This window comes from Tetragenococcus halophilus subsp. halophilus DSM 20339, from assembly GCF_003841405.1.
GTDB lineage: Bacteria > Bacillota > Bacilli > Lactobacillales > Enterococcaceae > Tetragenococcus > Tetragenococcus halophilus.
Genome location: NZ_PXYA01000001.1, coordinates 1,029,915 through 1,050,900, shown reverse-complemented (window position 1 = coordinate 1,050,900; position 20,986 = coordinate 1,029,915). Strand labels below are relative to the sequence as shown.

20 protein-coding genes and 1 pseudogene are annotated in these 20,986 nt (G+C 35.4%); 18 read left to right on the top strand and 3 right to left on the bottom strand.

Translation table 11 applies throughout. The features are described 5' to 3' along the window. Nucleotides 1-100 precede the first annotated feature (100 nt). Both C7K42_RS05030 and C7K42_RS05025 read left to right on the top strand, forming a co-directional pair. A complete protein-coding gene (locus C7K42_RS05030; RefSeq protein WP_200811702.1) occupies nt 101-1,657 on the top strand; it encodes a PTS transporter subunit EIIC in 1,557 nt (518 codons plus the stop codon). Between the two features lie 8 nt (nt 1,658-1,665). Continuing rightward, nucleotides 1,666-3,024 (top strand): class-II fumarase/aspartase family protein, encoded by a 1,359-nt coding sequence (locus C7K42_RS05025; protein ID WP_103084016.1) that lies wholly within the window; start codon nt 1,666-1,668, stop codon nt 3,022-3,024. Between the two features lie 101 nt (nt 3,025-3,125). Here the strand turns inward: C7K42_RS05025 and C7K42_RS05020 are convergent, their stop codons facing one another. Continuing rightward, the gene (locus C7K42_RS05020) at nt 3,126-3,881 is read right to left on the bottom strand and encodes a DeoR/GlpR family DNA-binding transcription regulator (RefSeq protein WP_103084015.1); all 756 of its coding nucleotides are present in this window, start codon (nt 3,879-3,881) and stop codon (nt 3,126-3,128) included. Between the two features lie 154 nt (nt 3,882-4,035). Here C7K42_RS05020 and C7K42_RS05015 point away from each other — a divergent pair, with 154 nt between their 5' ends. The 13 genes and pseudogenes from C7K42_RS05015 (at nt 4,036) to C7K42_RS04955 (ending at nt 14,110) form a co-directional block, all read left to right on the top strand. Beyond that, nucleotides 4,036-4,992 (top strand): class I mannose-6-phosphate isomerase, encoded by a 957-nt coding sequence (locus tag C7K42_RS05015; RefSeq protein WP_103084014.1) that lies wholly within the window; start codon nt 4,036-4,038, stop codon nt 4,990-4,992. Nucleotide 4,993: 1 nt separating this feature from the next. Next, the gene (gene hxlB / locus C7K42_RS05010) at nt 4,994-5,557 is read left to right on the top strand and encodes a 6-phospho-3-hexuloisomerase (RefSeq protein WP_103084013.1); all 564 of its coding nucleotides are present in this window, start codon (nt 4,994-4,996) and stop codon (nt 5,555-5,557) included. A gap of 18 nt (nt 5,558-5,575) precedes the next feature. Next, entirely contained in the window at nt 5,576-6,205 is a 630-nt protein-coding gene (gene hxlA / locus C7K42_RS05005; RefSeq protein WP_103099697.1) for a 3-hexulose-6-phosphate synthase, read from the top strand. 212 nt (nt 6,206-6,417) lie between these two features. Continuing rightward, nucleotides 6,418-7,242: pseudogene (locus C7K42_RS05000) on the top strand (aldo/keto reductase). A 438-nt stretch (nt 7,243-7,680) separates the two neighbouring features. Beyond that, nucleotides 7,681-8,427: an SDR family oxidoreductase gene (locus C7K42_RS04995; protein WP_103083802.1), complete on the top strand. Its 747-nt coding sequence runs from the start codon at nt 7,681-7,683 to the stop codon at nt 8,425-8,427. A 153-nt stretch (nt 8,428-8,580) separates the two neighbouring features. Then, nucleotides 8,581-9,084 (top strand): cyclophilin-like fold protein, encoded by a 504-nt coding sequence (locus C7K42_RS04990; protein WP_103083803.1) that lies wholly within the window; start codon nt 8,581-8,583, stop codon nt 9,082-9,084. Nucleotides 9,085-9,115: 31 nt separating this feature from the next. After that, entirely contained in the window at nt 9,116-9,472 is a 357-nt protein-coding gene (locus C7K42_RS04985) for a cyclophilin-like fold protein (protein WP_103083804.1), read from the top strand. 12 nt (nt 9,473-9,484) lie between these two features. Then, nucleotides 9,485-10,336 carry an aldo/keto reductase gene (locus tag C7K42_RS04980; protein ID WP_103083805.1) on the top strand — a complete coding sequence of 284 codons (852 nt, stop codon included), beginning with the start codon at nt 9,485-9,487 and terminating at the stop codon, nt 10,334-10,336. A gap of 35 nt (nt 10,337-10,371) precedes the next feature. Further along, complete coding sequence (locus C7K42_RS04975) at nt 10,372-11,094, top strand: RibD family protein (protein ID WP_103083806.1); 723 nt, start codon at nt 10,372-10,374, stop codon at nt 11,092-11,094. 13 nt (nt 11,095-11,107) lie between these two features. Beyond that, a complete protein-coding gene (locus C7K42_RS04970; protein ID WP_103083807.1) occupies nt 11,108-12,175 on the top strand; it encodes a PQQ-dependent sugar dehydrogenase in 1,068 nt (355 codons plus the stop codon). A 176-nt stretch (nt 12,176-12,351) separates the two neighbouring features. Then, nucleotides 12,352-12,723: a MerR family transcriptional regulator gene (locus tag C7K42_RS04965; RefSeq protein WP_103083808.1), complete on the top strand. Its 372-nt coding sequence runs from the start codon at nt 12,352-12,354 to the stop codon at nt 12,721-12,723. Nucleotides 12,724-12,836: 113 nt separating this feature from the next. Next, nucleotides 12,837-13,706: an aldo/keto reductase gene (locus tag C7K42_RS04960; RefSeq protein ID WP_103083809.1), complete on the top strand. Its 870-nt coding sequence runs from the start codon at nt 12,837-12,839 to the stop codon at nt 13,704-13,706. Nucleotides 13,707-13,735: 29 nt separating this feature from the next. Beyond that, nucleotides 13,736-14,110 (top strand): DUF2255 family protein, encoded by a 375-nt coding sequence (locus C7K42_RS04955; RefSeq protein WP_103083810.1) that lies wholly within the window; start codon nt 13,736-13,738, stop codon nt 14,108-14,110. A 66-nt stretch (nt 14,111-14,176) separates the two neighbouring features. Here C7K42_RS04955 and C7K42_RS04950 read toward each other — a convergent pair whose 3' ends face one another. Beyond that, nucleotides 14,177-15,328, bottom strand: coding sequence for a hydroxymethylglutaryl-CoA synthase (locus C7K42_RS04950; protein ID WP_103083811.1), 1,152 nt, complete (start codon nt 15,326-15,328; stop codon nt 14,177-14,179). A 179-nt stretch (nt 15,329-15,507) separates the two neighbouring features. Between C7K42_RS04950 and C7K42_RS04945 the strand changes: the two genes are divergently transcribed. Then, nucleotides 15,508-17,934: a hydroxymethylglutaryl-CoA reductase, degradative gene (locus C7K42_RS04945; protein WP_103099696.1), complete on the top strand. Its 2,427-nt coding sequence runs from the start codon at nt 15,508-15,510 to the stop codon at nt 17,932-17,934. Nucleotides 17,935-18,293: 359 nt separating this feature from the next. On the opposite strand, the gene C7K42_RS04940 is transcribed toward C7K42_RS04945, so the two are convergent. After that, nucleotides 18,294-19,298 (bottom strand): nucleoid-associated protein, encoded by a 1,005-nt coding sequence (locus C7K42_RS04940; RefSeq protein ID WP_014125390.1) that lies wholly within the window; start codon nt 19,296-19,298, stop codon nt 18,294-18,296. A gap of 200 nt (nt 19,299-19,498) precedes the next feature. Here C7K42_RS04940 and C7K42_RS04935 point away from each other — a divergent pair, with 200 nt between their 5' ends. Then, nucleotides 19,499-20,131 (top strand): hypothetical protein, encoded by a 633-nt coding sequence (locus tag C7K42_RS04935; protein ID WP_014125389.1) that lies wholly within the window; start codon nt 19,499-19,501, stop codon nt 20,129-20,131. Nucleotides 20,132-20,331: 200 nt separating this feature from the next. Next, nucleotides 20,332-20,961 (top strand): lysozyme family protein, encoded by a 630-nt coding sequence (locus C7K42_RS04930; RefSeq protein ID WP_069029118.1) that lies wholly within the window; start codon nt 20,332-20,334, stop codon nt 20,959-20,961. Nucleotides 20,962-20,986 lie beyond the last annotated feature (25 nt).

The window sequence follows — 20,986 nt, the reverse complement described above, 5'->3', positions numbered from 1 at the left end:
AATGGTTCCTTATTGAAACGCAGGAAAGACAAAAACGAACCTTGTAGCGAAAGCGATTTCTAACTAAACTGAAGTTATCATAAATTAGAAGGAAATGGAAGTGAAGGAGAAAATGAAAGACGGAATACAAAAATTTGGCCGTTCTTTATTGTTACCTATTGGTGTAATGGCACCTATTGGTATGGTAATGGGGTTAACGGGTGCTTTAACCCAAAGCTATATGATCGAAAATGTTTCGTGGTTAGGGAATTCAACAGTTCAAGCTATTTTAAATAGTTTACAGTCTATCACGGGCGTAATATTTGATAACATCCCTTTACTGTTTGCGATGGGGGTCGCCTATGGGATGTCAAAAGTTGACAAAGGGATTGCTGTGTTTTCCTCTGTTTTAGGTTATGTTACTTTACTGATTGTGGTCAATGTATACTTAACGTTAACAGGAGCCTTAGTAGATGAACAATCAATGGCTGAAGCAGGACAAGGTATTGTATTAGGAATCCAAACGCTTAAGTTGGATGCAGCTGGAGGTATTATTGCTGGTTTAGTTGCCGCTTATTGTACGGATAAATTCTATAAAACAGAGCTTCCTTTAGCTTTTGCCTTTTTTGGAGGCAAGAAGTTCCCTCCAATGGCTACGTTCTTCTTTATGATTCCGATTGGGCTAATTGTTCCAATTATATGGGGGTTGTTTACTAGGTTCTTACTGTTTATCTCTCCAGTATTTCTAAATGATGTATTTGGTGTAGGTGCTTATTGGTTTGCTCATAGAGCTTTGATTCCATTTGGTCTTCATCATGTTTTAGCTTCTATCGTACGTTTTACCGAAGCTGGTGGCGTATATATGATTGATGGTCAACAATATATCGGAATTTTGAATGCGACAAATAAAGTATTATTTGATTTAGGTCCTGACAACCCTGCTTGGAGGATGGCGCCCGACTTGTTCAAATATCTAGCTAGTGGGCAAATGTTAACTACTTTGTTTCGCGTACCAGCGATTGGTTTGGCCATGTATCATACGGCATTTAAAGACAATAAAAAACTTGCCAAAGGTGCCATATTAACGGTCGTGTTAACCGCATTTCTAGGTAATATTACAGAACCTTTAGAGTTTTCTTTCTTATTTATTGCACCACAGCTATTTATTGTTTACGCTGTATTATGTGGTGTAATGACGATTCCACTTAACTTTTTAAATGTAGGTATCGGCTACATTCGAGGCTCCATTTTTGATTTTGGTATCTTTGGTTTAATGTATGAAAACACCAATTGGTTAAATTTAGTTCTACTTGGATTAGTTAACTTCGTGGTCTTTTATTTTGTTTTTAAATATGCGATTAGGAAATTTAATTTAGAAACATTAGGTCGTGAAAAAGGGTTAAAAAGTAATACATTATTAGCAGAGAAAAAGTATGATGAAGTGGCTGGTGTTGTTCTTGCTGGTCTAGGTGGGAAAGAAAATATTAAAAATATCGATAATTGTGTCTCTCGCTTAAGAATTGACTTAAAAGATCAAGATCAAGTGGATGTAGAAGCGGTAAAAGGATCTGGCGCATCCGGAGTCTTTTTTCCACAAAAAAATCATATTCATATTGTATTTGGTCCTTATGTAGAATTCGTTAGAAATGCTGTCGACGATGAAATGAAAAAAGAATAGGTGAAAAGATGAGTGCATTGTATGATTCAAAAAGTAAAACACTTGATGATAGAGGAATTAGGAAACTGCTAAATAGTCGTGCGAAATACCAATCTTGGTTAGATATAGAAGCAGCTTTAGCACAAGCACAGGGCGAATTAGCAGTTATCCCTGAAGAAGAAGCAAAAAAAATTGTTAAACGAGCTAAAGTAGAAAACTTAGATTTCGAAAAAATGGATGAAATTTATCAAAAGGTAGGACATGGATTTGTGCCCTTTTTAAAAGTTTTTGTACTAGCATGTGGTAAAGAAACAGGGAAATATATCCATTTCGGCGCAACAACGCAAAATATCCAACAAACGGCGCAAAACTTGACCGCTAAAAAGGTACACGAAAGGTTTTTATCTTTTGTCAAAGATATTTTAGCAAACTTAGCAGACTTAGCTGAAAAAGAAGCAGATACTGTAGTGCCAGGAAGAACCCATGGAAAACATGCCATTCCGATTACTTACGGTTATAAAGTCGCGACTTGGATTTCTGAATTATTGATGTCTTTAGAACGTATGCAAGAGGTAGAAAAAAGAATTTTCACTACCATGATGGGCGGAGCTGTAGGTGCATTTAATTCCACTGGAGAAGTTGGTATACAGGTACAAAATAAAGTAGCAGAACTTCTAGGTATGCCTGCAATGGAAATTCCTTCAAGAAATATTAGTTCTCAAAAAATTGAATATATTAATTGTTTAGCTTTGTTGGCAAATAATCTCCACAAAATTGCAGAAGAAGTATTTCAAACTTCTATTGAAGAATTTGCGGAAGTTTCTGAAGGTTTTAGTAAAGGGACTGTTGGAAGCAGTACAATGCCACACAAAATTAATCCTAAGTTATCTAAAGGGATTATCGCGAACGCACAAAAGTTATACAGTTTAACTTCAGCAGGTTACGCTTCTGCTGCGCGGCCTTTTGAAGCAGATAGTACGAGTAATATGTTATTTGATGGGCTGATAACAGAATCATTAGAGTTAATGACAGAAATATTAATGCGTGCGGAAGAATTAACTCGTACTTTGACGGTTAATAGAAAGCAAATGTTGCAAAATGCCAATATTAACCAAGGAATAGATAATAGCGAATATATTATGATGTACTTTGCTAATCGAATCGGAAAAGACCAAGCACATGAATTAATTTATGAATTAGCTATTGAAGCAGAAACGTCAGAGAAAAGCTATCGGGAAGTTTTGTTAGCCAATCAAACCGTTCGCCAGTCTTTTACAGAAGAAGAATTATTAGAAATGCTAAAACCCGAAAACTACGTCGGTCTTTCAGCAAAGTTAGCTCATGATATGGCAGAAAAATGTCAATCCGTTGTTGCTACATTAGAATAACAAAAAAAGGACCGAAAGATAAATATAAACAAATTTTATCTTCCGGCCCTTTTTTTGATTTGTTATAAGCTAAAAGAACAATTTACTACACTAAAATTCACTCAACTCGAAAAGAAAAAAATGTCTTCCGGAAATTTCTCTCTTTCGTTTTCTCCTAATTTCCTATCTGTAACGATCATATCTATTTCTTCATAAGGAATGAAAGTATATAGCCCTTCTTGTAATACTTTTGAACTATCACATAAGATAATATTCTTTTTACTATGATCTGCAATTGCTTTTTTGATTTCCAATTCTTGATAGGAACGAATCGTAGGACCAGTTTCTGAAAAACCGTCACACCCAATAAAGGCGACGTCTACATTTAATGAACTGATGGCATTTAATGCCCAATTTCCCACATAAGAATTACTTTTTTTTCGGTAAGAACCGCCGGTAAGGAGAACTTGGTTTTCAGAATTAGACAAAACTTGCGCAATACGCAAAGAATTGGTAATAATTGTTAGATCGCTTCTCATGATAAGCAATTTGGCTAATTGTAAGACAGTGGTACTTGTATCTAGAAAGACAGCTGAATTTTCAGGAATAAATTTCAATGCGGCCTCGGCTAAATGAATTTTTTCTGTCAGTTGTTGGTTTTCTTTTGTAGTAAATTCATTTTCGAAAAACGTATTCGCTAAAGTGACATAGCCATGCTTTTTAGAAATAATATTTTTTTTATGTAAAAAATGAACATCTTTACGAATCGTTTCAGTAGTAACACCAAATTCATCAGCTAAAGCGTTTATACCTACTTTATTTTTTGTAATGACTTCATGTAAAATACGATTTTTCCTTTCATCACTTGTTAGTTTCATCGTTACATCCCTCACTTTTATTCCAGTATAACATATTTGTTTTTGGTTTATTCAGGTGAAAAGCAATTTTTTTCTTGGAAATACTTGTAAAAACAAATTCAACTGTTTATAATTTGAAATAGAAACGAAATCAAACAGAAAGGATTTGTTTTCTATGGAAAAACAAATTTTAAAAGTGCTTCCCTTTTTTGAAGCAAGAATTTGGGGCGGCAGACGTATATTGGAAACATTTAATTACGAAACAGATGTGTTTCCAGTGGGAGAGGTTTACAATGTTGTTGCTTTGCCTAATGGAGCGGATTGTCCGGTTGAAGGAACGGACATGACGTTATCGGCACTTTATAAGGATTATCCTGATTGGTTTAACTGTGATACTGAACAGTTACCTATTCGAGTTAATCTTTTAGATCCTTTAGCAGATTTATCGGTGCAATTACATCCAGATGATACGTATGCCTTACAATATGACAATTCCCGCGGAAAACCAGAAGCATGGGTTATTTTGGATACACCAGAAGATGGGAAGATCGAATTTGGTCATCACGCAAAAACAAAAGAAGAATTTGCTTATTTAGCTCATAACAAAAAATGGGGAGATTTGCTGAAATACTTACCAGCCAAAAAAGATCATTTTATTGATATTCCTGCTGGTACTTTACACGCTATCGGACGCGATGTTTTAACTTATAATATTTCAAGAAATGCAGATTTAACTTATCGGCTATTTGATTATGACCGTGTAGAACCAACAACAGATCAAAAACGTGAGCTACACATTGATAAAGTGGTTGATAATGTGCTTGTACCCGTTACATCACAAGGATTTGTTTGGTATGATTCTTATTTAAAAGATGGTTGTGAAATTACCGATTACTGGGACGAACAGGGACTTTATACATTAAGTAGGACAAAAGTGCAAGAACAAGGATATTATGAAATTGACCGTTTTGCTTTTATTACTATTGTTGAAGGTAAGGGGGAAATTAGTGGCACAAAGGTAAAAAAGGGAGAAACTATTCTTGTGCCAGAAGGGCTCGGTGAATTAAAAATCACTGGAAATATTGATGCTTTTATTGCTAGTTATAAAAATGAAGAAAAGGAGGTCAAATAAAATGAATTCGGTAGATACTGCTTATCAAGCAGCAATAGAACTTGCTGATACACTAAAACGTATGAATAAAAGCCAAATAGAAGAACTCACTACAGTTATTCGTAAAAGTAATCGTATTTTTGTTGCAGGCGCAGGCAGATCATTATTAATGTTAAAAGGTTTTGCAATGCGTCTTATGCATATTGGGTTTGAAGTATATGTAGTAGGAGATGTGACAACACCAGCTTTTCTTTCAGGAGACTTATTACTTTTAGCAAGTGCTTCAGGAGAAACAAATTCATTGATTTCTAATGCCTCAAAAGCGAAAGATTTCGATGGTATGGTTACTACACTAACCGTTTTTGAACAATCAACTTTAGCTAATTTATCGGACAAAGTCGTTCGAATTCCTGCTTACACAGATAAATTACCAGCAAGCCAAGAAAATAAAAAAGGAATTTTACCTGGCGGAAGTACTTTTGAAGAAGCTGTACTTGTTTTAGGAGATACCCTTATTGTTGAATTAGCTAAAGAAAATAAAATTGATACAGATAAAGCTTTTATAAAACATGCAAATTTAGAATGAGACAAGAGGAGGAGCTATATGAAATTACAACTAGCCATTGACGAATTAAGTCTAGAACAAGCATTAACACAAGTAGATAAGCTAAAGCAGTATATTGATATTGTGGAAATAGGAACACCATTTTTAATTGACGCAGGACGTAAAGCGGTTGAGCAGATGAAGCGAAAATTTCCTGAATTAGAAATTTTATGTGATGCTAAAATTATGGACGCTGGAGCTTATGAAGCACAACTGGCCTATGATGTAGGAGCTGATTACGTTACTGTTTTAGGAATTACAGATGATTTAACGATCAACGGATGTGTAGAACAAGCTAAAAAACAAGGACGCAAAGTTATGGTAGATATGATCTGTATAAAAGACTTTGCTACACGTATTCCAGTACTAGAAGAATTAGGCGTGGATGTTATTGCGGTTCATACTGGAGCAGATCAGCAACAGGCAGGTAGAACACCGATTGAAGATCTGATTGAGATGAAAAAATATGTTAAAAAAGCACAGATTGCAGTAGCAGGTGGCATTAATAGTAAAACAGTAGAAGATTATATTGCACTTCAACCTGATATTGTTATTGTAGGTAGTGGCATTTTAAATGTCGCAGATCCAGTATATGAAGCGAGTTTGATCCATTCGACGTTAACGAGATAAATAAAAATAATATATAAAATGACTGAGTAGAATGTCAGCTCAGTCATTTTTACATTTTATAAAAAGATTTTTAATTTTTTGTTATTACTTAATTGACTTAACGTTCGGGTTAAGTATTAAGCTAAAATTATGATAATTTATAAAATAATCAAAAAAACAGGAGGACGATTATGACGAATATACCAACAGTTACTTTAAATAATGGTGTAAAAATGCCAATAGAAGGCTTCGGGGTTTATCAAATTAGTAACCGCGAATGTAAGCAAGTTGTCTTAAAAGCGTTAGAAACAGGCTATCGTTTACTTGATACTGCACAAGCTTATCAAAATGAACGTGCCGTTGGTGAAGCAATGATTGAAAGTGATGTTAAGCGAGAAGACATCTTTCTTACGACAAAAGTAGACTTTACCAATTCTGGTTATGAACAAACGAAAGCATCTTTATATGAATCATTGGAAAAATTGCAAGTTGATTACATTGATTTAGTAATTATGCACCAAGCTTATGGAGATTATTATGGCGGTTATCGCGCTTTAGAAGAATTTTATCGTGAAGGGAAAATACGTGCTATTGGTGTTTCCAACTTTTTCCCAGATCGTTTGATTGATTTGTCTACTTTTGCTGATACAGTACCTATGGTTAATCAGGTGGAAAGCCATGTTTTTTATCAACAACCAGAAGCGCGAAAAATTATGAAGCAATATGGGGTACAGATGGAATCTTGGGGACCTTTAGCCGAAGGGAAAAACAATTTCTTCCACCATCCCGTTTTGTTAAGTATTGGAGAAAAATAGGGGAAAACGGCTGCACAAATAGGGCTGCGGTTTTTAACACAAAAAGATATTGTGATTATACCTAAGTCTGTTCATGCTGAGCGGATGCAGGAAAATATAAACATCTGGGACTTTAGCCTTACAGAAGATGAAATGCGTGAACTTGAAACGCTGGACATCGGTAAAAGCCTATTTTTTGATCATCGTGCTCCTGAAACAGTGGAATGGTTAATGGATATGTATCGCTATCGTTTTCATAAATAATAGACAAAAAATACTCACATTTTGGTTTGTGAGTATTTTTTACGCTTGTCGCGTGGTAAAGGATAATTTGGAGGATTGATTTTTCTTTTATTGATCCAACGTTAGCTGAACGCGTACGACAAGAATGCTTTGAACGAAACTTAATTATTGAAAGCGTAGGAAGCCAAGACACGGTATTAAAATTATTACCCCCACTAACTATTGAAAAAGAGCAATTGGAAGTAGTGTTACATATTATTTATGAAGTAGTTAAAGAAGTATTAACAATCAATTGAAAATAAAAGAAGAAGATCATTTTTTTGTAATAATATTTTTTTGCCATTCTAGTATGTCCTTTATGTATAGCAAGCATTTAACATAGGTATTTGATATTTCAAAAAAGCTAATTTATGATGGAGAGTACTAAAAATTAGACTATTTTCAAGGAGTGTGGTGTAAATGGATAATATAAAAAATAAGGTTATCGTGATCACAGGGGCTTCAAGTGGCATGGGAAAAGCAAACGCTATATATCTGGCAAACCAAGGTGCAAAAGTGATTCTAGGAGATATTCGAGAAGATCGTTTACAAGCTGTTGCGCAAGAGATTGAAGAAAATCATGGAGAAGTCGTGACCACCGTAGTAGATGTTACAAAGCGTGAAGATGTGCAAAATTTAGTAGATAAGGCAATAGAATATTTTAATCGTGTGGATGTAATGATCAATTGCGCAGGGGTTATGCCACAGTCTTATTTGTACGAAAATAATTATAAAGAATGGGATAAAGGAATCGATACGAATCTAAAAGGAATGCTTTATGGCATTGGCGCAGTTTTACCCATTATGCATGAACAAGAAACGGGTCATATTATAAATATTTCTTCTATTGGTGCGCATAGTGTAATGCCTGGCGGTGCCGTTTACAGTGCAACGAAATATGCTGTTAAGGCACTAACAGAAGGCTTGCGACAAGAAGAAGCAGAAATTGGGAAAAATGTTCGTGTAATAAGTGTTTCTCCTGGCTCTATCGATACTGAATTTACCCATTCTATTGCTGATCCAGAAATTAGAGCTCAATTTGACCAATTAAGTGAAAATGCCATCTCCCCAGACGCGGTGGCGCGTTTAATTGCGTTTGCTATTAACGAAGAAGAAGATGTAGGACTCAATGAAGTGATCATCCGACCAACAAATCAACAACTATAATTAGTGTTGTAGTTGTTTATCAAGAATCAATCCAATAACTAAGGATTTCTTTTTTTATACTTGACTTAAAGTTCAGGTGAAGCTGTAGGATGAAATTATAAAAAGATGCATATGAGAAGATGTTTGTTAAATTTTTGGAAAGGAATTTATCCTATGAAAAAATTTTTATGGTTGTTCTTATTCCCCTTGTTTTTCCTAGGCGCTTGTGCTTCCAATGATTCCAATAACTCTTCGTCCAATAACCAAAGTAGTGGAAATAATCAAGCAGCTACAAGTGAAACAACAGAAGACGAAGCATCGGGAGATAAAATGACTGTCACTATCAATGATGAAGAATTTCAAGCAACGCTTTATGATAATGAAACGACAGAAGCGTTCAAAGAATTGTTGCCATTAGATATTACGATGGATGACTTTAATAGTAATGAAAAAGAATATCAATTAGAAGATTCATTACCAACTAATGAGCAATCTGTTGATTCCATTCAAACGGGGGATTTAATGTTATATGGTCCAAATACAGTAGTTCTTTTTTATGATAGTTTTTCTACTAGTTATTCATACACAAGGCTAGGAACCTTAGACGATCCTGAAGATTTAGCAGAAACAGTGGGTAGTGATAGTGCAACAGTACATTTCCAGCTTGATGAAGAATAAATGGTGGTTAAAAACATAGGAGGATTTATCCATGAACAAAATCTTATTAACGGTAAATAATACAACTTTTTCGGCAACCTTACTAGATAGTGTTTTAACTGATAGATTTAAGGAACAGTTACCTTTAACGATAGACATGAGTGAATTAAATGGTAGCGAAAAGTTTTATAGCTTTTCCGAGAGGTTTCCAGTAAAAAGTGAGCGAGTAGGAAACATTAAAAAAGGAGACTTGATGTTTTTTGGGTCAGATACCTTAGTTTTATTTTACAAAAACTTTTCTACTTCTTATTCATATACTCGTTTAGGGACACTCGATCATCCGGAAAATTTGCAGGAGGTTTTAGGAAGAAAAGGAGTTACTGTTCGCATTGAAGAGGATCAAAAGTAGGAGGCTTGATGTATGACTAAAAACATAAAAATCGCTGGAACCTCAGTTTTTCCCATCGGTTTAGGAACTTGGAATATAGGGAACTCACCTTCAGAAGAAGAACAAGAAATTGAAGCTTTACAACAAGGCTTACAAGCAGGCGCGCAAGTCATTGATACGGCAGAAATGTATGGAAGCGGTGCTTCTGAAAAAATTGTAGGTCAAGCGATTAAAGATTATGCTCGTGACTCTTTTTATTTGGTTTCAAAAGTATCTCCCGGGAATGCTTCAAAAAAACAATTGCCTAAAAGTCTTGAAAAGTCCCTTAAAAGATTACAAGTTGATTATTTAGATCTGTACTTGCTTCATTGGAAAAGTCCTGTTCCGTTAGAAGAAACAGTAGAAGTAATGGAAAAAATGAAAAAGGCGGGAAAAATTAAAGCCTGGGGCGTTTCTAATTTTGATACACCAGATATGGAAGACTTGCTTTCATTGCCTAATGGGAAAAACTGTGTGACAAATCAAATTAAATATAATTTGATCGATCGTGGAAGTGAATATGGCTTGCTTCCCTATATGAGAGAGCAGCAGTTACCGATGATTGCTTACTCGCCTATTATCAAAAACAGTTTGCAACAATTTAATGAAGGGCAAAGTCAAGTCTTAGAAGAGCTTGCAGAAACCCATCAAGTAAGGTTACAACAAATCTTACTAGCTTGGAGTATTCGTGATGGAAATACCATTGCCATTCCTAAGTCTAGTAACGACGCGCATGTATTAGATAATATTAAGGCAGCTCAAATTCAATTCACAACTCCAGAATTAGAACAATTAGACAATGTATTTGAAAAGCCAACCGAAAAGCAACCCTTAGCCTTATGGTAGTCATCAGCAGTAGATGTTAAAAAAGGAGAATTATTTTGCAAAAACCTTATGTTATTATTCACACTCACACCTCTTTAGATGGAAAAATTAACGCAATGGACTTGCCGGAATTCCGTTCAGCAAGTCAACAATATCAAGAATTAGCACTTGATCCGGACAAGCAAGTTTTCAACATTCAAGGATACTTAAACGGACGAATTACAACAGATGATAATACCACACATTATCGTAAACCTGAATTAAACGAAGAGGTGGCGCCAGTTCCTGAAGGAGACTTTATTGCAAAAGGTGATGCTTCAATGTATTATATTTCAATTGATCCTTCTGGTAAATTAGGCTGGCAGCAAAATTTTGTTCACTATGGAAACCGTGACTCACACGTTATCGAAGTTTTAACGGAGCAAGCTAGCAATGCTTATAAAGATTTTTTAAGACGAATGGAGATCTCTTATATTATCGCTGGAGAGGACACTTTAGACCAACCGCTTGTGTTGCATAAATTAATGACATTGTTTGGGTTGCAACGTGTAATGATTGGTGGAGGCGGTACTTTAAATTGGGCTTATTTACAAAATGGCCTGATAGATGAGGTGAGTATCGTTAAAGCACCGATCGCAGATGGTGATCCAGATATGCAGACGTTATTTATGGCTAGAAAACCTCTTTCAACTATTCAACCGATATCTTTTTCATTAATAGAAGTTCGGCAGTTGGAAGAAAGCACTGTTTGGCTACGTTACAAAGTCAATAACTCTTAGGAGTGAGTCAAATATGAAAAAGAACATGGCCGCCTTTTTACCTCTCACTTTTTTATTTGCTAGTTGTTCAACAAATGAGACAAGCCAAGAAAACGAGATGACAGAAAATTCACAAACAGCTGAGAGTACAGAAGTTTTAGCGGAGAATTTAGAAATCCCTTGGTCGATTGAAAAAGAGGACGATACCTTTTACATGACCGAACGAGAAGGAACCATTGTGCAGTTAGAAGACGGTGATCTTAACCGACAACAAGTGGATCTTGATGAAGAGGTATCGACAGCTTCTGAAGCAGGATTACTTGGTTTTGTACTAAGTCCTGATTTTTCTCAAACAAACGAAGCCTATGCCTACTATACTTATGAAAATGAAGCGGAGCAATTTAACCGTATTGTACGCCTACAACTATCTGATGATCAGTGGCAAGAAGAGGAGATACTGTTAGATGAAATTCCTAGTGGTCCTTATCATCACGGAGGTCGGTTAAAAATAGGTCCTGATGATCAACTTTATGCTACCACCGGGGACGCAGCGGACCCTGAAATCGCTCAAGATACTGACTCGCTAGGTGGGAAAATTTTACGTCTAAATCTCGATGGAACAATCCCAGAAGACAATCCCTTCGACGATTCCTATGTTTATAGCTATGGTCATCGTAATTCACAAGGAATTACCTGGTCAGACGATGGACAAATGTACGCTAGTGAACATGGTGATGATGCAAATGATGAGATCAATTTAATTGAGGCGGGAGAAAATTATGGTTGGCCGCAAATCGAAGGAGAAGAAGAACAAGAAGGCATGGTTTCCCCATTATTTACTTCAGGTGAAGATGAGACATGGGCGCCTTCTGGAGTGACCTATCATGAGGAAAATTTGTATGTTGCTGCTTTACGAGGAAGCGCAGTATTAGAATTTGATTTAGAAAATGAGGAAGTACAAACGCTTGTTTCAGACTTTGGACGAATTCGTGATACTTATATTGAAGATGACGATTTGTACTTTATTACTAATAACTTAGATGGTCGTGGCAGTGGGGATCAAGAAGATGATCGGCTGGTCAGAGTAGAACTTACAGAGTAAGAGTTGTTTAAAAACTATACGATGTAAATTCGAATAAACTGACATATACCCTAGATACTGATAAAATTGAAAGTGAGAAATATCTAGCATAAAAAACTGCGACTACAATAAGTTCAGTACTAGGCCATGACTAAGTTAAAGGATGATTTTAGTTAAACAAAACAGGGGGCAAAGGAATGAAGATTTCCGAAGTTGCTGAACAAATTGGTGTGACAACAGTTACCTTAAGATATTATGAGCGAGTGGGACTAATCCCTCCTATCGAACGTAAAAATAATGTACGGACATATAGCCAAACGGATTTAAATTGGATTGAATTCATTAAATGTATGCGTGATGCTGGGCTATCCGTAGACTCGCTTAGCAAATATACTTCTCTTTATCAATTGGGAAATGAAACAATTGAGGAAAGAAAAGATATTTTGGTTGCAGAACGTGATAGTTTAGAAAAAAAGTATTTGGAAATGGGCAATACTTTAAAACGTTTAGATCAAAAAATTGAAGATTATGATAATGGGAAATTTTTTCAGTCGGAAGGCTGTTTTTAATTGTTAGTTCGAGTAATTTTTCCTTTAAAGGAGGTGACAAGAAACTCTTTTTCAAAATAGCTATAAGATGAAAACTATAAAATTATGATGCATTATGAAAGGAGAAACACAAAATGAGCGTTTTAACAGAAGAATATACTTTATCTAATGGAGTGAAAATTCCTAAAATTGGCTTTGGTACTTGGTTAGTAGACGATGACAAGGTGGTAGAACCGGTAAAAGATGCAATTAATGCTGGTTATCGTCATATCGATACGGCCCAAGCTTATGAAAATGAACATGGTGTAGGCGAAGGGATTCGTAATTCAGGCGTAGCGCGTGAAGATATTTTTGTCACAACAAAATTAGCAGCTGAAATTAAAAACTATGATGAAGCTGTAGAAGCCATTAATCAATCACTAGAAAGAATGGGCGTGGATTATATAGATATGATGATTATTCATAGTCCACAACCTTGGAGTGATTTTAAAAAGGGAGAACATTACTTTGAAGGTAACTTAGCAGCTTGGCGTGCAATGGAAGAAGCCTACAATGATGGTAAGATACGTGCTATTGGGGTTTCAAATTTTGATCAAGAAGATGTAGAAAACATTTTAGAAAATGGTACGGTAAAACCAATGGTCAACCAAGTTCTTGCACACGTAAGCAATACTCCTTTTAATTTAATCGAATATTGTCAAAAAAACGATATTCTAGTAGAAGCTTACTCTCCAGTAGCTCATGGAGAAATATTAAATAACCAAGAAATTAAAGATATGGCCGAAAAATACAATACGAGCGCAGCGCAATTGAGTATTCGCTATTGCTTACAATTAGGCCTATTACCTCTACCTAAGTCAGAAAATCCGGATCATATTCGCAGTAATGCTGATTTAGACTTTGAAATTTCTGCAGAAGACCTAAACAAACTAAAACAAATGGATCGTATTAAAGACTATGGCGATTCCAGCGGTTTTCCAGTATTTGAACAAGATCAAGACTAATTGATTTTTCATTTGAAAGGAGCTTTTTTATGAGTGCTTGGACAAAAGAAGAATTAGAAGCTATTTTTAAAGATGATAATCTCTATATATCGATTCCTAATGTAGACGGGTCAATGCACAAACCTACTTGGATTTGGATCGCTCAAGCTGGAGATGATCTATATTGTCGCGGATATGCTGGCACTTCTGCACGCTGGTATCAATCAGCCAAAAGAGCAGGAGAAGGGCATATTTCTGTAGGTGGTGTAGAAAAAGATGTGCGTTTTGAATTTCCTACAGATAAAGAAACGAATGATGAAGTAGATGAAGGTTACCGTCAAAAATACGAAGGTAGTCCTTATTTACCACCTATGATTAATGAACGAGCTCGCCAAGCAACGGTGCGGCTTATCCCGAAAGATTAAAATGTTTAATTAAAGTTAAAAGGAAGCTTCTTTCTAGGCCATTGCCTTTAAAAGAAGCTTCCTTTTTTATTCGTAGTAGTAACGAATTGTATTGTTCGTTTTGACGATACTATAAGGCGTTTGATCATTAAATTCATTATCAGTTTCTATATTTAATTGATCAGAAAACATCGACTCATACTCTTCAATCGACAATTTTGTCCGCTGGTCAAATTGTTTTTTATGCAAATCAGATAACAAATGTTGTTGATAACCTTCAACCAAACGCATACTAAAAAACTCTGCGACTGAACCCGACCCATAACTGAATAGTCCAATCCGTTCATTTGCTTGTAGATTTTGCTCATTTTCTAAAAGGGATATCAGTCCGAGATACAGTGAACCAGTATACATATTGCCCGTTTTTCTACTATAAGTTGTGCTTTGTTCATAACGTGTAAGCAAACGTTTCTTTTCCTCTTCAGAAACATCTTCTAAGATGGAACTTAAAGCTTTTTTTCCCATTTTTGTATAAGGAATATGGAAAACAAGAGCTGCATAGTCAGAAAGTAAAGCATGATTTTTTCGAATATTTTCCTTCCAAACTTTCTGAAAAGATTGGATATAAGTTTCATTTGAAAGCGGTCCGTCTACTAATGGGAAATCATAACCGATAGGACGCCAAAAGTCATAAATATCTTGAGTCAACATGACATTATCATTTTCAAAAGCTAAAATTTTAGGTTGCGCACTTACTAACATTGCTACAGCACCAGCGCCTTGTGTTGGTTCTCCTCCAGAAGCCAGACCATATTTTGCGATATCACTGGCAATGACTAGTACTTTTTTATCGGGATGTAGGCTAACATGTTCTTTGGCAAATTGTAGACCCGCTGTTGCTCCATAGCATGCTTCTTTAATTTCAAATGAACGAGCAAATGGTTGAATACCTAAAAGACGATGCAGTATGACCGCTGAAGCCTTAGATTCATCGATTCCAGATTCAGTAGCTACAATAATCATATCGATTTGAGCTAAATCATCAGCATTTAAAATATGCTGGGCTGCATTTGCAGCAAAAGTAACAATATCTTGTGTTTTAGGGTTTATAGCCATTTGGTCTTGGCCAATACCAATATGAAATTTGGCTGGATCGACTCCTCGCGCATTCGCAAGTTCAGTCATGTCAATGTAATAAGAGGGGATAAAAAAATTAAGTTTATCAATACCAACGTTCATCTTTGCTTCTCCTTTGTGTTATCTATATAATAATAAATTTAACACACTTTATATGAATTTAGATAGTTTAGATGTATAATTTAAAGTTTGTTAAAGAATGCTCAGTAGTTTATAAGACTCTAAAAGAACTATTTGTTTTTTTAACAAAGAATGCTATAGTTCATTTTGGAGGTGACGATGTGAAAGATGTTGTAATTATTGATGCTTTGAGAACGCCTGTTGGTAAATACCAAGGATCTTTAAGTCAATTATCAGCTGTAGACCTGGGGGCAGCTGTGTCTAAAAAACTTATAAATAATAACAAAAAAGCGGCTGCTGCAATCAAGCAAGTTATTTTTGGCAATGTGTTACAAGCAGGAAGCGGGCAAAACCCAGCCAGACAAATTACCTTAAATAGTGGATTATCGGAAAGTGTATATGCCTCTACGATTAATGAAGTTTGTGGCTCGGGAATGAAGGCCATTTCGCTAGCTTCACAAGCTATTTTATTAGATGAAGCAGAAGTGGTATTAGCTGGAGGTACTGAAAGTATGAGTCAGGCGCCTTATTTAAGCTATTATAACCAACAAGAAGATACATATTCACAACCTAAACCAGTCATGCTTTCTGATGGTTTAACCGATGTTTTTAGTGGCCAACATATGGGTCTTACTGCTGAAAATGTAGCAGAAAAATTTAATATCACAAGAAAAATGCAGGATGCATTTGCGCTACGTTCACAAGAAAGAGCTGCTAATGCTCAGGAAAAAGGGTATTTTTCTAATGAAATACTGCCTCTTGATATCGCTGGAAAAATGGTAGATAAAGATGAAGGTGTGAGAAAAGACACTTCTCTGGAAAAACTAGCAAAATTAAAAACGGTATTTAAGAAAGAAGGAACAGTAACAGCGGGGAATGCTTCTACGATTAATGATGGAGCGTCAGCTGTACTTCTTGCTTCCAAAAATTTTGCTTTAGCAAATGATCTTTCCTATTTAGCGGTTCTTAAAGATGTGGTGGAAGTAGGAGTTGATCCTAAAGTTATGGGAATTTCTCCTATCAAAGCTATTCGTCAGTTGTTAGAAAGAAATGCATTAGCAATAGAAAATATCGATCTTTTTGAGATCAACGAAGCTTTCGCATCCTCTTCTATTGCTGTGGAACAAGAATTAGAGATACCTGAAGATAAAGTCAATGTTTGTGGAAGTGGGATTTCTATAGGACATGCGATTGGAGCTAGCGGTGCTCGTATTATTACAACAGCTTGTCATCAGTTAGAACGTGTGGATGGCCGTTATGCTGTGGTGTCATTATGTGTAGGTGGAGGTCTTGGACTGGCGGCTTTAATTGAACGACCTAAAGCTAATAAATCTCATAAGTTTTATCAACTAACGAGAAAAGAAAGACTAGATTTCTTAGTCTCTCATAATAAAATAACTAGTAAAACCGTTGATGAACTAGAAAGAACCGTTTTGCCAGAAAGTATTGCGGGCAATTTAACGGAAAATCAAATGAGTGAAATTTCACTTCCTATGGGACTAGTTTCCAATATGTCTGTTAACCAAAAAGATTATTTTGTTCCTATGGCAACCGAAGAACCCTCGGTAGTAGCGGCTTGTAACAATGGTGTACAAATGGCTAAAAGTTCAGGTGGTTTTACCGCTGTAATGAAGAAAAAGGAAATCCGTGGACAAATTGTTTTAATGAATGTCACAGATAAGAGCACTGTTATTGAACAAATCGAAAAAAATGAAGCAGAGATTATTTCTACTGCGGAACAATCTTATCCTTCTATCGTGAAACGTGGTGGTGGAGTGAAAAGAGTTGTAGTTCGTGAGTTTGCGGAAGATCCCAATTTTTTAAGTGTGGATTTAATTGTAGATACTCAAGATGCCATGGGAGCAAATATGCTAAATACAATGTTAGAGGCTGTGGCCACGCTTTTTCGCCAATGGTTTTCTGAAGAAATTTTATTTAGTATTTTAAGTAACTATGCTACTGATGCTTTAGTAAGTGCTGAATGTTATATTTCATTTGCTAGCTTAGGAAAAGGCGATGCTGAAAAAGGAGAAAAGATAGCTGAAAAGATTGCTGCTGCTTCAAACTTTGCACAAATTGACCCTTTTCGCGCAGCTACACATAACAAGGGAATTATGAATGGTATCGATGCTGTGGTTCTTGCAACCGGAAATGACACCCGAAGTGTAAATAGCGCTGTTCATGCGTATGCGGCAAAAAATGGAAAATATCAGGGATTAAGCCAGTGGGAGATTGTAGATAATCAACTTAAAGGTAGCATTGAACTGCCACTTGCTGTAGCTACTGCTGGAGGTGCAACGAAAGTTTTACCTAAAGCCCAAGCAGCACTGCAAATATTGGATGTAAATGACGCAAAAGAATTGGCTGAAGTTATTGCTTCTGTTGGATTAGCCCAAAATTTAGCTGCTCTTAAAGCCTTGGTTACTGAAGGCATTCAAAAAGGGCACATGGCTTTACAAGCACGCACCTTAGCGCTAAGCGTTGGGGCGAAAGATTCCGAAGTCCAAAAAGTAGCTAACCGACTGAAAAGACAACAAATGAACGAAGAAAATGCTCGAAAAATTTTACAAGAACTGAGAAATAGATAAAATCCGAAAGTGTTTGCTTTCGGATTTTTTATAGATTGGAGGGACATCGTAAGAGTTGGCACCGATAATTTATAGATTGGAGGGACATCGTAAGAGTTGCCACCAATAATTTATAGATTGGAGGGACATCGTAAGAGTTGGCACCGATAATTTATAGATTGGAGGGACATCGTAAGAGTTGCCACCGATAATTTATAGATTGAAGGCACATCACAAAAGTTGCCACCAATAATTCGTTATTGAAGAACGAAATAGAAAAGCACTAATCAATAATATGATATTGGTTAACGAAAAGGTTATTCAATAAAACGATAAGTTCTCCCTCTAAAACAGTCTAACCTTTCATCTTTTAAAGAGCACTACATACGATTAATAATTTCTTCCACGTTTTTAATCGTAACAGAAATTGTGCCATCTGGATTGTTAATAAATTCAATAAGTTCAGGATCTCGATATACATCAAGTGGAACAACCAGTTCAATACCATTGGAGAGTTTTAATTTTTGCTTGCCATATTTTTTCTCAGAGACTTCACGTACTTCACGCATCATTGGTGTTTGACTGCTAAGTCCTTGTTCTTCAACTTCTTCTTCAAAAGACATTCTCGCTGTAACATTGTCTTTAAAAACTTGTTCGGCTACTTGTTTTGTATCGATTTGTCCATGTTCTTCGATTGTATCATAAACAGCCTCTTTAACGTCTGCTACTAGATCATAGCTTGGGGTATTGAATTTTTCGCCGATTTCTTCGGCCGTTTTTTTAATAACTTTAACATTGTCTTCTAAAGAAGGGGCAGGTTGGGATTCAATGACTTTATTAGAAAAGTAATTCATTTTCTCACCGGAAAAAGTATATTTTTTCTCAACGAGCTCATAAGTTAAATCTGTTAGATTGATCGTGATCCCTTCGTCCGCTTTTTGCGCTTTGCCTGCTAGTATTGCTCGGTTAATAATGAGATCATTTTGAATACCGTGTTCGTTAGTATCAACGTAATGCGTATAACCTTCAGTATATTTAACTTTCAAAAAAGCAATGTACATTGTAGTATCAAGTTCATATAACACGACAAAGACATCACTGTCAGGTGCGTCCTCACTTTGTTGATAGCTTTCATACCAGCGAGTTACAAAAGATTCGCTAAAACTGATGAAATTTTCCTCAGCTTGTTGACTTAATTGTGCAATTTCTGAATCTTCTGCTAAAGTTCCTGTTTTTGTTTGAGAACTGGTTAATTTTTGTATTTTTTTGATCAAATAATCTCGAATGTATTCCGTGCTTAGATCTAATTCTACTTGAGAAAAGACAGGATCGCCTGACTTTCTATCAATAATATGCATGATTGCTTGTTTTAAATAAATATCCATAAGTGATGTCTTCCTTTCATTTTCCATTTTATAGTGTACAAAAAAATTACCTGTAAAGAAAGACAAATTGCTAAAGCAAATCTACTTCTTAGTTATGAAATGGTTTTAATTGAATATTTTCAAAACTTTTTTTCAAAAGTCTCTGTTCAATGTGGTCTTTTTTTCTTATAATCAAATAGTATTTTTGAAAGGGGAACATTATGAAAAAGAAAAAATTAGCCAAATTACAACAACAATTTCAACCGTCTTTTAAATCTATACAGTCTAACCTATTTCATAAAATGCAAGAAAAGGTTACTGCTAAGTATGGTTTCAAAGTAAAAGCATTTACGCAAACAGATCGTCCGAATGTATTGATTGTTCGACGCTTAGATTTAGATGAGGATGCGCGAAACAAAGAAATAAATTTATCTTTAGATGAAAATTTCACGAATATGGTTCAACGAATCCAAAACGGAGAAAAAGATTTAGGAGAACTTTTTAGTGATAATTTAGCGCAAGAAGTTGCTAGCCATTGGACTTCTGTTAACGAAACAATTACGCAAAATGATAGTGTTGTAACTGAAAATGAAACAGAAACAAAAGATCAAATGACCTTAAGTGCTTTCGAAGATGAAGTGGCAAGTTACACTAACTTCTATGTAGAAACAACTGACGATCGCTATGAAGTTAAAGAACAAACGAAAACTGAATCTCGCCTTTTAGCAACAATTTCAACGCAAAGTGAAAATGAGTATACAATCGAAACTGCTTTAAAAAGAAAATATAAATTAAAACTAGCACTTATTCCAATTATTGAAGCATTTGCTAATACGCCAATTGAGAATCGTTAATACACTGAAATTAGAGATTTTATTACAGCAAAGTGTTATAAATTAATGACAAAGAAAGTCCAACCAAACAAATGTTAAAGGAATTCAAAGAAAGCTTACTTTTTATTAAAGATTATATTTTTTACGCTTGTTTTATAGACAGTTTTTTCAAGAAATAGTAGGCTAAGTTTTGATCTTAAAAAGGGTTGGATGACAAATTCATGAAAAAAAAGCAGAAGTCGATATTGAAAAAAGTACTATTGTTGATTTCGATAATAATACTTACCCTGGGTGGTTATTATTTCTATAGAAATTATCAAATTTTAAAACAGGTACATCAATATGAAGGTCAAGTCGCAAAAGCGGTACAAAAAGAAAATATTCCACAGCATAAGGATTTAGTACTGGGAATCATTTTTACAGAAACCAAAGGTGAACATGATGATCCTATGCAAAGTTCTGAAAGTAAAAGCGGCTATCCTAATCAAATTGATGAATCACAAGAAAGTATTGAACAAGGCGTGGCTTTTTTAGCAGAAGCGATTGAAAAAGCAGATGCTAAAGGTTGTGATTTGTGGACTGCTGTGCAAGCCTATAATTTTGGTTTAGATTATATTGATTATGTGGCGGAAAATGGGAAGAAACACAGCTTGGAACTTGCAGAACAATATTCAAAAGATACGCTATCACCTCAACTTGGAAATACCTCACAAACAAGATACCGCTATTTAAGTTTACATTCTGTGTTTTACAATGGTGGTTACTTATATCATAACGGAGGGAACTTCTTTTACTCAGAACTGGTAAAAGACAATGAGAAAAAAATAAAACAAACTGACTTTTTATTTTAAAATCAATTAGAAACAGGAGAAAAAG

What these genes read in the sequence shown, in the direction of transcription:
- hxlA (WP_103099697.1), top strand. Translation starts at nt 5,576, where the DNA reads ATGAAATTACAACTAGCCATTGACGAATTAAGTCTAGAACAAGCATTA.
- C7K42_RS04930 (WP_069029118.1), top strand. Translation starts at nt 20,332, where the DNA reads ATGAAAAAAAAGCAGAAGTCGATATTGAAAAAAGTACTATTGTTGATT.
- C7K42_RS04940 (WP_014125390.1), bottom strand. Translation starts at nt 19,298, where the DNA reads ATGGATATTTATTTAAAACAAGCAATCATGCATATTATTGATAGAAAG.
- C7K42_RS04950 (WP_103083811.1), bottom strand. Translation starts at nt 15,328, where the DNA reads ATGAACGTTGGTATTGATAAACTTAATTTTTTTATCCCCTCTTATTAC.
- C7K42_RS04990 (WP_103083803.1), top strand. Translation starts at nt 8,581, where the DNA reads ATGAAAAAATTTTTATGGTTGTTCTTATTCCCCTTGTTTTTCCTAGGC.
- C7K42_RS04960 (WP_103083809.1), top strand. Translation starts at nt 12,837, where the DNA reads ATGAGCGTTTTAACAGAAGAATATACTTTATCTAATGGAGTGAAAATT.
- C7K42_RS04965 (WP_103083808.1), top strand. Translation starts at nt 12,352, where the DNA reads ATGAAGATTTCCGAAGTTGCTGAACAAATTGGTGTGACAACAGTTACC.
- C7K42_RS05025 (WP_103084016.1), top strand. Translation starts at nt 1,666, where the DNA reads ATGAGTGCATTGTATGATTCAAAAAGTAAAACACTTGATGATAGAGGA.
- C7K42_RS05015 (WP_103084014.1), top strand. Translation starts at nt 4,036, where the DNA reads ATGGAAAAACAAATTTTAAAAGTGCTTCCCTTTTTTGAAGCAAGAATT.
- C7K42_RS04985 (WP_103083804.1), top strand. Translation starts at nt 9,116, where the DNA reads ATGAACAAAATCTTATTAACGGTAAATAATACAACTTTTTCGGCAACC.
- C7K42_RS04980 (WP_103083805.1), top strand. Translation starts at nt 9,485, where the DNA reads ATGACTAAAAACATAAAAATCGCTGGAACCTCAGTTTTTCCCATCGGT.
- C7K42_RS05020 (WP_103084015.1), bottom strand. Translation starts at nt 3,881, where the DNA reads ATGAAACTAACAAGTGATGAAAGGAAAAATCGTATTTTACATGAAGTC.
- C7K42_RS04995 (WP_103083802.1), top strand. Translation starts at nt 7,681, where the DNA reads ATGGATAATATAAAAAATAAGGTTATCGTGATCACAGGGGCTTCAAGT.
- C7K42_RS04935 (WP_014125389.1), top strand. Translation starts at nt 19,499, where the DNA reads ATGAAAAAGAAAAAATTAGCCAAATTACAACAACAATTTCAACCGTCT.
- hxlB (WP_103084013.1), top strand. Translation starts at nt 4,994, where the DNA reads ATGAATTCGGTAGATACTGCTTATCAAGCAGCAATAGAACTTGCTGAT.
- C7K42_RS04955 (WP_103083810.1), top strand. Translation starts at nt 13,736, where the DNA reads ATGAGTGCTTGGACAAAAGAAGAATTAGAAGCTATTTTTAAAGATGAT.
- C7K42_RS04970 (WP_103083807.1), top strand. Translation starts at nt 11,108, where the DNA reads ATGAAAAAGAACATGGCCGCCTTTTTACCTCTCACTTTTTTATTTGCT.